Genomic DNA, 13317 nt, shown 5'->3' on the forward strand with positions numbered 1-13317 from the left:
ATTCGAGAAATACGCCGACGGGGAATACCGGGTCGAATGCAGACTTGAAAGCAAAATCAAAAGCCCCTCACCCTAACCCTCTCCCGGAGGGAGAGGGAACTGACCGAGTTGTTTGGACAAAGTGCGCCAACGCTCGATACCGAGTCGAATGCAAGTATCAAAACCAACCAAAATCGGCACCCTCTCCCTCGGGAGAGGGCTGGGGTGAGGGGCGAATCCAAAACAATCCCAAGCCAACCACCCGCTTCTAACCACTCAACAATGAGCGTTAGCTCGCGTGCCCCTGATCTTGATCTTGCCTAACCAGCGACATCGGAAGGCTGAGCGCAGGGATTGATCCGGGCGTGGGAGCGCAGCGACCGTCTGGCGCAGCCAGACACAGCGGAAGTAGGTGCAGCGCAGCAAACCGTAGCCGCTGCGCCCGGATCGATCCCGGAGCGAAGGGACCCGAGCCTGCGAGGGCCGAACGCAGGAGCAAAGCCTTTTGGTTCCTTTTTGGCGTCTGAAAAAGGGACTCGCCGTAAGGGCGAAACCACCAGACGCATCACCCGAAGAAACGGATATACACCCAAAACAACCCGAGCATGGTCGGCCCTAAGGCCGCCAAGACAAAAAAAACCCCACAACCAAAAGGCGTGGGGCAAAGGAATTGGTTGGTTGCGGCCAACCAAAGGAGCTCAGCCAAATCAAAAAATCAGATGCAATCCTGCGCCGCCCGCTCAAAGCTCGACGGCAACAAATTCGAGGCCAGCAAGTGCCGCTCATAAATGAACACCTTGCCGCCATTCCCCGCCTTGTAAGCCTCAAGCACGTTGTCTGCGGAAATCTTGCTCGGCACCACAATCCGATAACTGCGCTGGGTCTGCGAAACCATCGGGTTCAGCGCACTGCCCTGCAACTTCGGCACCACGCACTCAGCGTACTGTGCCGGGGTCTTGCTGGTCTGCAAGGTCAGGCTCGGATTGTTCGGCGCCGAAGCACAACCGGCGAGCAGCAAGGAAGCGACAGCCATCGCAGGAACGAATAAAAGACGCATTGGTGTAATCCTGAAAATAAAGGTTCGGTTCAACCGGCAACGGTTCAGCCTCACGGAGCTGCCGTCGCCATTTATGTTTTGAGCGATCAGCTCGACGCCACCAGGGCCTTGAGCGATACATCGAATTGCTTCAAGGCGTCGAATTGCAGGTCGCGTTGTTTATCGATCTGTGCAGCGATCGCCGGTGCTGCCTGGTCATGCACCCAGACCGAAGGCAGCTGTTTTTCCACCGCGCCTTCAGCCTTGCCGATGTATTGCAGGTCGGCATCGTAGAAGCGTGCGGTAAATCGCGCCTCGACCAGGCTGTTACGCTGGGTCAACAAGCGATTGAAGGTATCGAGCTTGACCACTACGTCCGGGTGCGCCTGCACCAGGGCATCGAGGTTGTCGTAGACCGTCACCGAGAGAAACTGTTGTTGCAACGAACTCACCAGCCAGTCGATAGCCAACTCCGGATCGGAACTGCCGACAAACGCTTCGCGAATCCGCGAATCCAGCGCGTCTTTGGCGCCATTGGCTGCCATGTCGTGGTAACGCTCAAGGTATTGCAGGTTGTCCAGCGTGTTCGCGCTGAGCAACACGCCGACGGTTTGCGAATGCTGCAAGGTTGCGCCGCTGCTACCCAGGCTCTGGAAGTGGCACGCCCCGGCGTCGGCTGCGTAGGTCGGTGCGGTAAACATCGCGCCCGCGGTCAGCAGGGCGAGCAAAGCCAGTCGGGGCAGCATGTTCATCGCGCAATTTCCTTGAGCGGCGTGGTCGATGGAGGCGATTTTCCGCCGATCGCCGGCAAAGCAGAACTTGCGTTTCTTGATGGTCACTATTACTTCTAGCAATAGTTGCGCTCGCGCAGACTGCGAGACACTCCAATACAACGACAAAGACCCGTGAGGTTTGCCTTGAGAACGTTCGACCTGATCCGTGACGCCGTTTTGCCCGAATACCGCGACCGCGTCGCCGAGTATCTGGTGCAGTACGAGAACGTGTTGCTGGATAAAAACAACAGCGACCCACAGCTCAACAAAGACACCGCCAACCAGTTGCGCGGCTACCTGCGCGGGCTCAACACCACGCGCGTGTTGGGTATGGCTTATTGGGAAGAGCTGGATCGCCGAGTGGTCGACACCTGGCTCGCGCCTGCGCCATGACCGTCTAGACTTGCCGGGCGTTGTCCCGTCAGTCGAACCGGAGGTGCGTCATGAGCAACAGCGAACCCACAACTTTCAACGGCTGGGCTGCGACCGCGGCCGGCGCCCCGCTCGAACCTTACAGCTATGACCCCGGCCCCCTCGGCGAGGAAGACGTCGAAGTCGCCGTGGAATACTGCGGCGTCTGCCACTCTGACCAGTCGCTGATCGATAACGATTGGGGCATCAGTCGTTACCCGTTCGTACCCGGCCACGAAGCCGTCGGCAAAATCGTGCGCATGGGCTCGCAAGTGCGCGGCCTGCAGCTCGGCCAGCGTGTCGGTATCGGCTGGTATAAAGGCAGCTGCATGCATTGCTCATCGTGCATGTCTGGCTCGCAACAACTGTGCGGCACCGCGCAACCGACCATCATTGGCAGCAATGGCGGCTTCGCCGATCACCTGCGCGCGCATTGGGCGTGGGCGGTTGCGGTCCCGGACAGCCTCGATCCGGCGTTGGTCGGGCCACTGTTTTGCGCCGGTTCCACGGTGTTCAACCCGTTAATGCAATTTGGCGTGAAACCGACCGATCGGGTCGGCGTGGTCGGCATTGGCGGGCTTGGGCATCTGGCGCTGCGCTTTCTCAACGCATGGGGCTGCGAAGTCACCGCATTCACCTCGTCCCTGAACAAGCAGGACGAGGCCAAACGGCTCGGCGCGCACAATGTGGTTGCCTCGACCGACAGCAACGCGCTGAAGGCGATTGCCGGCAGCCTCGACTTCCTGCTGATCAGCGCCAACGCCGACCTCGACTGGCCGGCGATGCTGGCGACGCTACGCGCCAATGGCCGCTTGCATTTCGTCGGCATCGTACCCAGCGCGATTCCGGTGCATGTGTTCGATCTGATTCCGCAGCAGAAATCTCTATCCGCCTCCCCTGTCGGTTCGCCGGGCACCATGGCGACCATGCTCGAATTCTGTGCCCGGCACCAGATTCTGCCGCAGGTCGAGATGTTCCCGATGAGCAAGGTCAACGAGGCGGTCGATCACCTGCGCAGTGGCAAAGCGCGCTACCGCGTGGTGCTCGACGCCAGCCAATAAAGCCAGGGCGCGGCGGTGCCAGCCGACCGCGCCCTCTGCGAAAAACCCGTTCGAACGCTTACAATCGCCGGCCCAACCGCTCAATCAGACAGGCCCGCCCGGAAATGCTGCTCGACCCGCCAACGATGCTCACCATCACCATCGCGCTTGCAGCCGCTGCCGCGCTCTACCTGGCGGTCGAATGGCGCAGCATTCGCGAACCTTCGCTGCTGTTCTGGAGCGCCGGTTTCGCCACGATCAGCGTGGGCTCGACCCTCGCCCTGTTGCGCAGCAGCGGCTTCCTGTGGCTAGGCATCTGGTTCGCCAACGGCTTGCTGGTGACCGCGCACTTCTTTTTCCTGCTCGGCGTGGCGCGTTTTACCCAGACACGGCTGTCGCCGGCCTGGTACCTGATTTTCCTGACCTGGCTGGTGATGCTGCTGTTGCCGGACGGGCCGTTGTGGTCGAAGGCCATGCTGGTGGCCAATTCGCTGCTGGTGGCAGTCCCCACGCTCAAGGCCAGCTCGCTGCTGCGCCCGCATGGCAAGTCGCTGAGCGTCGGCGCGGTGCAACTGCGTTATGTACTGCTCGGCCATGGCCTCTTCTACGTCGCAAAAGCATTGACCGTGGTGATTCCTGGCACGTTGATCGATCTGGCGGCGTTTCGCGGCGAGATCATTCAGATCTCTTTGGTCGAAGGCGCAATGGCGATCATGTTGATTGCGCTGTCGATGACCGGTACCGAACGTTACCGCCGCGAAAAGCAGATTGCCCGCCTCGCCGAGCGTGATCCGCTGACCGCCCTGTACAACCGCCGCGCCCTGGAAAAACGCGCAACGCGCCTGTTGCAACAGGTTTCGCCGAAACAGCCGGGCGCCCTGCTGCTGATCGACATCGACAATTTCAAACTGGTCAACGACCACTACGGCCACACCGCCGGCGACCGCTTGCTGATCGCCCTGAGCGAAATGATCCTCGCGGCCCTGCCGCGCAATGCACTAACGGCGCGACTCGGCGGTGACGAGTTCGTCATCCTGTTGAACAACGCTTCCAGTGAGCGCATCGTCGAACTGGGCAACACCTTGCGCGACCAGTTTCTGACGATGGCCTCACAGACCTTTGCCACGCCGGCCGCCGTCACGCTGAGCATCGGCGCTACCTTGTTCGACACCGCACCGCCCAGTCTTGCCGCCCTGATCGAACAAGGCGATCTGGCGCTCTACGAATCCAAACGCGGTGGGCGCAATCGTCTGCGTCTGACCGGGCTCACCACTTCAGGATAATAAAAACCATGTCCAGCCTCGACACGCCCCTGCAAGACCTCGCCGCCCCCGAAGGCGTCTGCTACGGCTGCGGCGGCCGCAACCCACACGGCTTGCACGTCAAAAGCCGCTGGCACGACGACGGCGTCCACGTTATCGCCGAGCATTTGCCGGACAGCCAATATTGCGGCTGGCCGGACCTGGTCTACGGCGGCCTGATCGCCATGCTGGTCGACTGCCACTCCAACTGGACGGCGATGGCCTACCACTACCGCGCAGAAAACCGCGAAGCCGGCAGCTTGCCGCGCATCGATTGTGTCACCGGCAATCTGGGGATCAAATTCATCAAACCGACACCCATGGGCGTGCCACTGATCTTGCGAGCCAGGGTTGACGGTGAAGTCGGGCGCAAGACGCGAGTGATTTGCGAAGTGTATGCAGGGGAAGTGCTGACGGCGGTAGGCGAGTCTGTGTTTGTGCGGGTGGATACCGGGCAGTTGGCGGATGCGGCGCATGGGCGTTGAAATCTTGTATCAAAATTTTTGCGACAGACTGATAGACCGACTGGCCTTCATCGCTAGCAGGCTAGCTCCCACAGGGATTTTTGCAGTTTTCACGGGATGTGTCAGAAAACGAATAGCGCGTTAAAGAAGCACCCGACTGTGCTTCTTTAACGGACGGAGTCAGTGCGCGAATGCCGCCCGCGCCGAATGCAACTTCTTATAGCTCTCAATCAAACGCAAATGCCGATCCAGCCCTTCCAGCTTCATGCTCGTCGGGGTGAGTCCGTAAAAGCGTACGCTGCCGTTGACCGAGCCAATAGCTGCGTCCATGCGCTCATCGCCAAACATGCGGCGGAAGTTGGCTTCGTAGTCTTCCAGTTGCAGATCTTCGTCCAGCTCCATCTCCAGCACGACGTTGACCGCTTGATAGAACAAGCCGCGTTCGACGGTGTTGTCGTTGTATTGCAGAAAGGCTTCGACCAGGTCCTTGGCTTGTTCGTACTTCTGCAGAGCGAGGTAGATCAGCAGGCGCAGTTCGAGGATCGTCAGTTTGCCCCACGGCGTGTTGTCGTCGAACTCGATGCCGATCAGCGTGGTGATGTCGGTGTAATCGTCCTGTTCGCTGTTTTCCAGACCTTGGGCAAGATTGCGCAGGCCGACTTTGCTCAGGTTGTGCAGGTTGAGAATATCGGCGCGAAATTGCAGGGCTTTGTTGGTGTTGTCCCAGATCAGGTCTTCGATCGGGTAGATCTCCGAATAATCCGGCACGAGGATGCGGCAGGCCTTGGCGCCGATGTGCTCGTACACCGCCATGTAGACTTCCTTGCCCATGTCCTCAAGGATGCCGAACAGCGTCGCCGCTTCTTCGGCATTGGAGTTTTCACCCTGGCCGGAGAAGTCCCACTCGACAAACTCGAAGTCTGGTTTGGCACTGAAGAAACGCCACGACACCACACCGCTGGAATCGATGAAGTGCTCGACAAAGTTGTTCGGCTCGGTCACGGCCTGGCCGGAGAACGTCGGCTGCGGCAGGTCGTTGAGGCCTTCGAAACTGCGGCCCTGAAGCAATTCGGTCAGGCTGCGTTCCAGCGCCACTTCCAGGCTTGGGTGCGCACCGAACGAGGCGAATACGCCACCGGTGCGCGGGTTCATCAGGGTCACGCACATGACCGGGAATTCACCGCCCAGCGAGGCATCCTTGACCAGCACCGGGAAGCCCTGCTCTTCCAGGCCTTTGATACCGGCGAGGATGCTCGGGTATTTTTCCAGCACTGCTTGCGGTACGTCCGGCAGGGCCATTTCGCCTTCGAGGATTTCGCGCTTCACCGCGCGCTCGAAAATCTCCGACAGGCACTGCACCTGCGCTTCGGCCAGGGTGTTGCCGGCGCTCATGCCGTTGCTCAGGTAAAGGTTTTCGATCAGGTTCGACGGGAAGTACACCACTTCGTTATCGGACTGACGCACGAACGGCAGCGAACAAATACCGCGCTGGGTGTTGCCAGAATTGGTGTCGAACAGATGCGAGCCGCGCAGTTCGCCGTCGCGGTTGTAGATCTTCAAGGTGTAGTCGTCGAGGATCTCGCTCGGCAACTCGTCTTTTGCGCTCGGCTTGAACCACTTTTCGTCCGGGTAATGGACGAAGTCGGCGTTGGCGATCTCTTCGCCCCAGAACTGGTCGTTGTAGAAGAAGTTGCAGTTCAAGCGCTCGATGAACTCGCCCAGCGCCGAGGCCAGAGCGCCCTCCTTCGTGGCGCCCTTGCCGTTGGTGAAACACATCGGCGAATGCGCATCGCGAATGTGCAGCGACCAGACGTTGGGCACGATGTTGCGCCACGAGGCGATTTCGATCTTCATGCCCAGGTCGGCGAGGATGCCCGACATGTTGGCAATGGTCTGCTCCAGCGGCAGGTCTTTACCGGCGATGTACGTGCCCGCTTCAGAACCCGCATGCGGCATCAGCAAGGCCTGCGCATCGGCGTCGAGGTTCTCGACTTCTTCGATGATGAATTCCGGGCCGGTTTGCACGACTTTTTTTACGGTGCAACGGTCGATCGAACGCAGAATGCCCTGGCGGTCCTTGTCGGAAATATCTGCCGGCAATTCAACCTGGATCTTGAAGATCTGGTTGTAGCGGTTTTCCGGGTCGACGATGTTGTTCTGCGACAGACGAATGTTTTCCGTGGGGATATTGCGCGTGTCGCAGTACAACTTCACAAAGTAAGCCGCACACAACGCCGACGACGCCAGAAAGTAGTCGAACGGCCCCGGTGCCGAGCCATCACCCTTGTAGCGGATGGGCTGATCGGCGATCACCGTGAAGTCGTCGAACTTGGCTTCAAGTCGAAGGTTGTCGAGAAAGTTGACCTTGATTTCCATGCGGGATTACCAGAATACGGCTAAACGAATGGCCGCCATTATCCGGCTTTTGCGCACGATGTCTTGTGCTTTCGGGATTCGCCGCCAGCCGGCGACACTGGCATTTTCGGCAAATTCGCTACACTTCGAAGCAACGCGTCGTCATCCATGACAACAATCTGAACAATGTCCCCGCGCCGTTGTTCTAGATTCAGAAGACACCGGATCAAGGACGAGCACATGGCCGTTACTGCTTCTGCGCACCCCCTGCCGAGCCCGCAACGCGCGGTCACCCGCCGCCTGGCCATTGCGGTCGGCGCGTTGTTCGTTGCCGGCGTCATTGCCGCGGTGAGCGCCCTGCTCGGCATTGCCAATCAGCTTGATGAAAAAGACGTCGAACAAAACCGGTTCTATTCGGCCAGGGCGTTGGAAAACCGCATTACCACCTCGAAAAACTACATCACTAGCTACGCCTACTGGACCACCGCTTACGAACATTTGAGCGGGCCGGTCGATACGGACTGGGCGTACGCCGAGCAGAACATGGGCAAAACCATGTTCACCAGCGACGGCTATGACGGCGTCTTCGTGATCGATCGCAATCGCACCAAATACTCGGTGATTCGCGGGCAGATGGTCGAGACCGACCTTGCCGAGGTGCTGCAGGTGCCTGCCGCAGAATTACTGGAACAGGCGCTGAGTCAGCCGGACCTGACCAAACCGATTGCCACCTATTCCTTGTTCGAAGGCTGGCCGGCATTGATCACGGCGGCCCCGATCATTCCCAACGATGAACGCCCGCTCGATGAATTGAAAAATACCTCGGTGTTGATCTTCGTCGACAAACTGACCCCGACCAAACTACGCAAAATCGGCAGCGGCTACGGCCTGACCAACCTGACGCTGGCTCCGGACGACAGCATCCAAAGCACTCAGCCAAGGGTGCCGCTCGACAGCACCGGTTACAGCCTGATTGCCGATCTGCAACGCCCCGGCCAGCAACTGTTGTGGTCGTTGATCCCGCCCCTCGGCGCGACGCTGATCGTGCTGATGCTGCTGACTGCGTATTTCTTCCGCCATGCCCTACGCTCATCGCAATACGTCGACAACAGCATTGAAGCGATGCAGGCCTCCAATCTCGCGCTGGAAAGTGCCAACCATGCCCTCGAAGCCAGTGAAGAGCGCTTTCGTGCGGTGGCCGAGGCGGCTTCGGACTGGATCTGGGAAGTCGACCGCGATCTGTTGCTGACTTACCTGTCGGCACGCTTCAGCGAGGTCACCGGTTATCCGCAGACCTTGTGGCTGGGCCAGCACATCGGCGAATTGCTCACCTGTGACACGACACCGCTGGAGTTGTGGCTGCGCAAGCTCAGCGAAGAAACCAGCAGCAGCGATTTGCGCTGTACCTATCGCGATCACTCCGGACAACCGCGCCACTGTCGGCTGTCGGCACGACCAATCTTGCATCAGCATAATGTCGTCGGCTATCGCGGCACCGCCAGCGACATCACCGACGAAGTGGCCGCCCATGCGCAGATTCAGCACTTGTCGATGCACGATGCCCTGACCGGCCTGCCGAACCGCAACAAACTGGCGCGATATCTCGATGAAGCCCTGCTGCTCAAGGAACACGCGCCGCCGCTGTCGCTGCTGATGATCGACCTCGATAATTTCAAACCGATCAACGACTCACTCGGCCATCCGGCCGGCGATGCGGTGTTGCAGGAAGTCGCCGTGCGCCTGCGTGAATGCACGCGCGAAGACGACATCGTCGCGCGCCTGGGGGGCGATGAGTTCATCGTCGTTCTTAACGGCATGGACACGCATCACGAGATCGACAAATTCTGCACACGGCTGATCGGCAGCCTGCATCAGCCGGTCCTGTTCGAAGAACATCCGCTGCACATCGGCGCCAGTATCGGTATCGCCCTCAGTCGGCGTCACGGTTACGTGCCCAGTGATCTGATCCGCTATGCCGACATCGCGCTGTATCAGGCCAAATCCGACGGCAAGAACACCTGGTGCTACTTCGAAGCACACATGAGCGATCAGATCCAGACGCGTCGGCAGATGGAAGACGACATGCGCCACGCGCTCAAGCACAACGAATTCATCCTGCATTACCAACCGCGCTACAAGGTCGATGGCAAGCAGATCGTCTCGGTCGAAGCGCTAGTGCGCTGGCAGCATCCGACCAAGGGTCTGCTCGGCCCGGACGTATTCATTCCGTTGGCCGAGCAGACCGATCTGATCGTGCCCCTCGGACGCTGGGTATTGCGCGAAGCCTGCGAGACCGCGCTGGCATGGCCGGAGGACGTGCTGTTGTCGGTGAATCTGTCGCCGGCGCAATTCGCCGTCAGCGACGTGGTCGAGGATGTGCGCGAAGTGCTGGTTGCCACGCGCTTTCCGGCCAGTCGCCTTGAACTGGAAATCACCGAAAACGTCATGCTCAACGACACCGACGGCGCATTGACTACCATGAATGCGCTGAAAGAACTTGGCGTGCGCCTGAACATGGACGATTTCGGCACGGGTTACTCTTCGCTCGGTTACCTGCGCGCCTACCCTTTTGATGGCATCAAGATCGACAAGCGCTTCATCGCCTCGATCAGCAGCGGGACCAATGATCGCGCCGTGGTGCAGGCGATCATCGGCCTGGGTAAAGCCATGGGCCTGACCGTGACTGCCGAAGGCGTCGAGACCGAAGAACAACTGGATATTCTCGGTGTCGACCAGTGCAATGAAGTCCAGGGCTATTTCATGAGTCGGCCGATCGACAAAGCCGCGTTTGCCGAGTTGTTGCAGGCCTCACGCCTGTCGCCGGTGAGCAGCATTGCCACCAGAAAGGGCCGGGTGACCTGAGGTCAGCCCTGCCCGGCCACCCGCACCTTGCCGCTGAAGACCTTGAAGCCGAACGTGTTGTAGGCCAGCGTCAGCGGTACCAGCACGGCAAAACCGATCAGCATGAATACCTGGCTGTTCGGGCTGGACGCCGCGGCGCTCAGGGTCAGGCCCGGCGGGATGATGTAGGGAAACAGCGCGACCAGCATCGCGGCGAAGGCCAGTACGAAGACACCGAGCGCGGCGAACAACGGCAGGAAATCCCGGCGGCTGCGAAAACCCCGGGCAAAGACCAGCAAAGAAACGCCGAGGAGCAACCCCGCCGGCAACCACAGCCGTACATCCAGCAAGCGTTGCGCGTATTGCGGATGCAACGTGGCAGTCCACGCAACCAGTGCCAGCAGCGACAGCACGACGATCAATGCCAGAACCCGCGCCTGCCGCGCAGAGCGCTGCTGCAACTGATCCATCGTTCGCCAGTAAAGCCAGCAGGCGCCCAGCCACAGATAGCCGAGCACCAGCACCCCACCGCAGAACAGCGCAAAAGCACTGAGCCATTCACGGCCATCGCCGCTGTATTGACCATTGTGATGCGCAACACCCTGCACCAGCGTACCGAGCACCATGCCCTGCACGAACCCGGTCAGCAGCGATGCGCCCGTCAACACCCTGTCGATCGCCCGTTTGCGCCGTTCACTGGACGCATGGTCACGAAACTCCAGCGCCACCGCCCGCGCGATCAACGCCAGGAACATCACAATGAACGGTACATACAGGGCCGGCAGTAAAATCGCGTAAGCCAGCGGAAACAACGCGAGCAACCCACCGCCACCGAGTACCAGCCATGTCTCGTTGGCGTCCCACACCGGCAGAATCGTCACCGCCATGGCTCGACGCTCGCGGCTGCAAGCCGTCACGCCCATGAGCATGCCGACGCCCAGGTCGGTGCCATCGAGAATCACGTAGTTCATCACCGAGAACGCCAGCGCGGCGGCGCTGAGCAGGGTCAGCCAGTCAGTGTCCATGCAGCGGCGTCCTCAAGAATGCCCGGTTTCGTCAGCCAGGGTCGGTTGCGGTCCCGGCTCATCGGCTTGCGGCGGCTTACGCAGCAAGCGCAGCAACACCCACAGGCCGATGGCGAAAATCAATAGATAGAACAGCAGGATCAACCACGTCGAACCGAGCACTTGCGCACGCGATACCGACGACAGACTGTCCGCCGTACGCATCAAGCCGTACACCGTAAACGGTTGTCGGCCGACCTCGGTAACGACCCAGCCGCTGAGCATCGCCAGAAATCCGGCCGGGGCCAGCCACACGCAACCGCTCAAAAACCAGCGCGCGCTGTACAGGCGCCGACGCCGGCGCAGGATCAGGCTGATCACGCCTTGCGCAAGCATCAACAGCCCCAGCCCGACCATCAGGCGAAAGGCAAAAAACACCGGAGCCACCGGCGGGATGTCTTGCGGCGGGAATTCATCCAGCGCGGCGATGCTGCTGTGTAGATCGTGATGTAAATACAGCGAGCCCGCGCGTGGAATCGACAATTCCCACAGGTTGCGGCGCTCGTTCATGTCTGGCCAGGCCAGCAGGCGCAACGGTTCGCCAGCGCCTGCGGGTGGTCGGGTCCACGAGCCCTCGATCGCAGCGACCTTCTGCGGCTGGACCTGCAAGCTGTGCCGGCCATGCAGATCGCCGACCACGATCTGCAGCGGCATCAACAGCGCGATTACCCACAGGGCCATGGAAAACTGCAAGCGCGCACGGGGATTGTGCGCGGCCTTGCGCAATTGCCAGGCGCTGGCGCCGGCAATCAACGTGGCACTGCCGATGAACACGGCGAGGATCATATGCGCCAGACGATGCGCAAACGACGGATTGAAAATGATTGCCCACCAGTCCTCGGCGATGAATCGGCCGTCCGCGGCAATCGAATAGCCTGCCGGCGTTTGCATCCAGGAATTGGCAGAGAGAATCCAGAACGCACTGATCAGTGAACCCAGCGCCACGGCACAGGTGGCAAAAAAATGCAGTTTCGGGCCGACCTTTTTCAGGCCAAACAGCATGATGCCGAGGAAACCCGCTTCGATGAAAAACGCCGCCAGTACTTCATAGAACATCAGTGGCCCGATGACGTCGCCGGCCTGCACCGCCAGCCGCGACCAGTTCAACCCGAACTGGTATTCCAGAATCAACCCCGACGCGGTGCCCACTGCGACGTTGAGCGCGAACACTTTCAACCAATAACGATAAACATCCAGATAAACCGTGCGCCCGGTTTTCAACCACAACGCTTCCAGCACCATGAGGAAGTTGGCCAGACCGATGCTGAACGCCGCCAGCACGATGTGAAAACTGATGGTGATTGCGAACTGGGCGCGGGCCGCCATCAGGGCGGAATCAACGGACTCCATGCGCGCATTCAGCCACTGAAAAACAGCGCAAGCTTGTTGCCCTCGGGGTCGCGCAGGTACGCCACATAGAAGTCCGGCGTGTATGCCTCGCGCGTGCCCGGCGCGCCTTCGTCGCTGCCGCCGTTGTCGAGTCCGGTCTTGTAAATCTGATCAACCTGCTGCCGGGATTCGGCGCGAAACGCCGGCATCATGCCGTTACCCGCAGTCGCCGGCTCGCCGTTAAACGGTTTGGCGATGTGCACGCTACCGGGCCCGTTGGACTTGTCGGCCGCGCCGGGCAGATAGAAACAATCGTGTTCTTCGCGATCATGCTGATAACCCAGCGGCGTGAGGATCGCGTGATAAAAGGCCGCCGAACGTTCCACGTCATTGGCGCCGATAAACAGATAACTGAGCATGGGGATGTTCCTCCGCTGGCCATTCAACCGTGGGTTTGTTCTTCGTTATGGGTGAACAGATTGCCGGCGTCGCGCACCAGTTGCCGCCATTCCGCAGCGGTGATCAGGCCTTGTTCCTCCATCGCATCGGCGGCCCTGAGCAGTTCGTCGTAGCGCTGCTCGGGGTCCGGATCGTCCTGTGTTTGCGCCGCCAGTTCGCGCCAAGCCGCCAGTGATGCCTGTTTTTGTTGATCGAACATGCGGGTATCTCCTGAAAGACTCACCCGGTAGAAAGATTCGTTGCGGCGCTGGTTCAGGGCAGACGA

The 13317-nt window shown here is 60.0% G+C and carries 12 protein-coding genes; 5 read left to right on the forward strand and 7 right to left on the reverse strand.

What is annotated here, in order from left to right; all coding sequences use genetic code 11:
• Positions 1-694: 694 nt before the first annotated feature.
• Positions 695-1036 carry a hypothetical protein gene (locus tag ACGSLL_RS25050; protein WP_394507018.1) on the reverse strand — a complete coding sequence of 114 codons (342 nt, stop codon included), beginning with the start codon at positions 1034-1036 and terminating at the stop codon, positions 695-697.
• An 86-nt stretch (positions 1037-1122) separates the two neighbouring features.
• The gene (locus ACGSLL_RS25055; protein ID WP_394507017.1) at positions 1123-1767 is read right to left on the reverse strand and encodes an ATPase; all 645 of its coding nucleotides are present in this window, start codon (positions 1765-1767) and stop codon (positions 1123-1125) included.
• Between the two features lie 165 nt (positions 1768-1932).
• Between ACGSLL_RS25055 and ACGSLL_RS25060 the strand changes: the two genes are divergently transcribed.
• From ACGSLL_RS25060 to ACGSLL_RS25075, 4 genes are all read left to right on the forward strand, one after another.
• Entirely contained in the window at positions 1933-2181 is a 249-nt protein-coding gene (locus tag ACGSLL_RS25060) for a hypothetical protein (protein ID WP_394507016.1), read from the forward strand.
• A 50-nt stretch (positions 2182-2231) separates the two neighbouring features.
• Positions 2232-3260 carry an NADPH-dependent aldehyde reductase Ahr gene (gene ahr, locus ACGSLL_RS25065; RefSeq protein WP_394507015.1) on the forward strand — a complete coding sequence of 343 codons (1029 nt, stop codon included), beginning with the start codon at positions 2232-2234 and terminating at the stop codon, positions 3258-3260.
• A 104-nt stretch (positions 3261-3364) separates the two neighbouring features.
• Positions 3365-4522, forward strand: a complete 1158-nt coding sequence (locus tag ACGSLL_RS25070) for a GGDEF domain-containing protein (protein ID WP_394507014.1) — start codon at positions 3365-3367, stop codon at positions 4520-4522.
• Between the two features lie 8 nt (positions 4523-4530).
• Positions 4531-5025: a PaaI family thioesterase gene (locus ACGSLL_RS25075; RefSeq protein ID WP_394507013.1), complete on the forward strand. Its 495-nt coding sequence runs from the start codon at positions 4531-4533 to the stop codon at positions 5023-5025.
• Between the two features lie 159 nt (positions 5026-5184).
• On the opposite strand, the gene ACGSLL_RS25080 is transcribed toward ACGSLL_RS25075, so the two are convergent.
• Positions 5185-7380, reverse strand: coding sequence for an OsmC domain/YcaO domain-containing protein (locus ACGSLL_RS25080; RefSeq protein WP_394507012.1), 2196 nt, complete (start codon positions 7378-7380; stop codon positions 5185-5187).
• 219 nt (positions 7381-7599) lie between these two features.
• On the opposite strand from ACGSLL_RS25080, the gene ACGSLL_RS25085 reads away from it, so the two are divergent.
• Positions 7600-10221 (forward strand): bifunctional diguanylate cyclase/phosphodiesterase, encoded by a 2622-nt coding sequence (locus tag ACGSLL_RS25085; RefSeq protein ID WP_394507011.1) that lies wholly within the window; start codon positions 7600-7602, stop codon positions 10219-10221.
• Positions 10222-10223: 2 nt separating this feature from the next.
• On the opposite strand, the gene cydB is transcribed toward ACGSLL_RS25085, so the two are convergent.
• The 4 genes from cydB to ACGSLL_RS25105 are packed head-to-tail and all read right to left on the reverse strand — an operon-like array spanning position 10224 to position 13251.
• Positions 10224-11225, reverse strand: a complete 1002-nt coding sequence (gene cydB, locus ACGSLL_RS25090; RefSeq protein WP_394507010.1) for a cytochrome d ubiquinol oxidase subunit II — start codon at positions 11223-11225, stop codon at positions 10224-10226.
• 12 nt (positions 11226-11237) lie between these two features.
• Positions 11238-12614 (reverse strand): cytochrome ubiquinol oxidase subunit I, encoded by a 1377-nt coding sequence (locus ACGSLL_RS25095; RefSeq protein WP_394507009.1) that lies wholly within the window; start codon positions 12612-12614, stop codon positions 11238-11240.
• Positions 12615-12622: 8 nt separating this feature from the next.
• Complete coding sequence (locus ACGSLL_RS25100; RefSeq protein WP_394507008.1) at positions 12623-13012, reverse strand: VOC family protein; 390 nt, start codon at positions 13010-13012, stop codon at positions 12623-12625.
• Between the two features lie 23 nt (positions 13013-13035).
• Positions 13036-13251, reverse strand: a complete 216-nt coding sequence (locus tag ACGSLL_RS25105) for a hypothetical protein (RefSeq protein ID WP_394507007.1) — start codon at positions 13249-13251, stop codon at positions 13036-13038.
• Positions 13252-13317: the final 66 nt, after the last annotated feature.

The organism is Pseudomonas retamae, from assembly GCF_043496865.1.
Lineage (GTDB): Bacteria > Pseudomonadota > Gammaproteobacteria > Pseudomonadales > Pseudomonadaceae > Aquipseudomonas > Aquipseudomonas retamae.

What these genes read in the sequence shown, in the direction of transcription:
- ACGSLL_RS25050 (WP_394507018.1), bottom strand. Translation starts at nt 1,036, where the DNA reads ATGCGTCTTTTATTCGTTCCTGCGATGGCTGTCGCTTCCTTGCTGCTC.
- ACGSLL_RS25055 (WP_394507017.1), bottom strand. Translation starts at nt 1,767, where the DNA reads ATGAACATGCTGCCCCGACTGGCTTTGCTCGCCCTGCTGACCGCGGGC.
- ahr (WP_394507015.1), top strand. Translation starts at nt 2,232, where the DNA reads ATGAGCAACAGCGAACCCACAACTTTCAACGGCTGGGCTGCGACCGCG.
- ACGSLL_RS25070 (WP_394507014.1), top strand. Translation starts at nt 3,365, where the DNA reads ATGCTGCTCGACCCGCCAACGATGCTCACCATCACCATCGCGCTTGCA.
- ACGSLL_RS25075 (WP_394507013.1), top strand. Translation starts at nt 4,531, where the DNA reads ATGTCCAGCCTCGACACGCCCCTGCAAGACCTCGCCGCCCCCGAAGGC.
- ACGSLL_RS25080 (WP_394507012.1), bottom strand. Translation starts at nt 7,380, where the DNA reads ATGGAAATCAAGGTCAACTTTCTCGACAACCTTCGACTTGAAGCCAAG.
- ACGSLL_RS25085 (WP_394507011.1), top strand. Translation starts at nt 7,600, where the DNA reads ATGGCCGTTACTGCTTCTGCGCACCCCCTGCCGAGCCCGCAACGCGCG.
- cydB (WP_394507010.1), bottom strand. Translation starts at nt 11,225, where the DNA reads ATGGACACTGACTGGCTGACCCTGCTCAGCGCCGCCGCGCTGGCGTTC.
- ACGSLL_RS25095 (WP_394507009.1), bottom strand. Translation starts at nt 12,614, where the DNA reads ATGGAGTCCGTTGATTCCGCCCTGATGGCGGCCCGCGCCCAGTTCGCA.
- ACGSLL_RS25100 (WP_394507008.1), bottom strand. Translation starts at nt 13,012, where the DNA reads ATGCTCAGTTATCTGTTTATCGGCGCCAATGACGTGGAACGTTCGGCG.
- ACGSLL_RS25105 (WP_394507007.1), bottom strand. Translation starts at nt 13,251, where the DNA reads ATGTTCGATCAACAAAAACAGGCATCACTGGCGGCTTGGCGCGAACTG.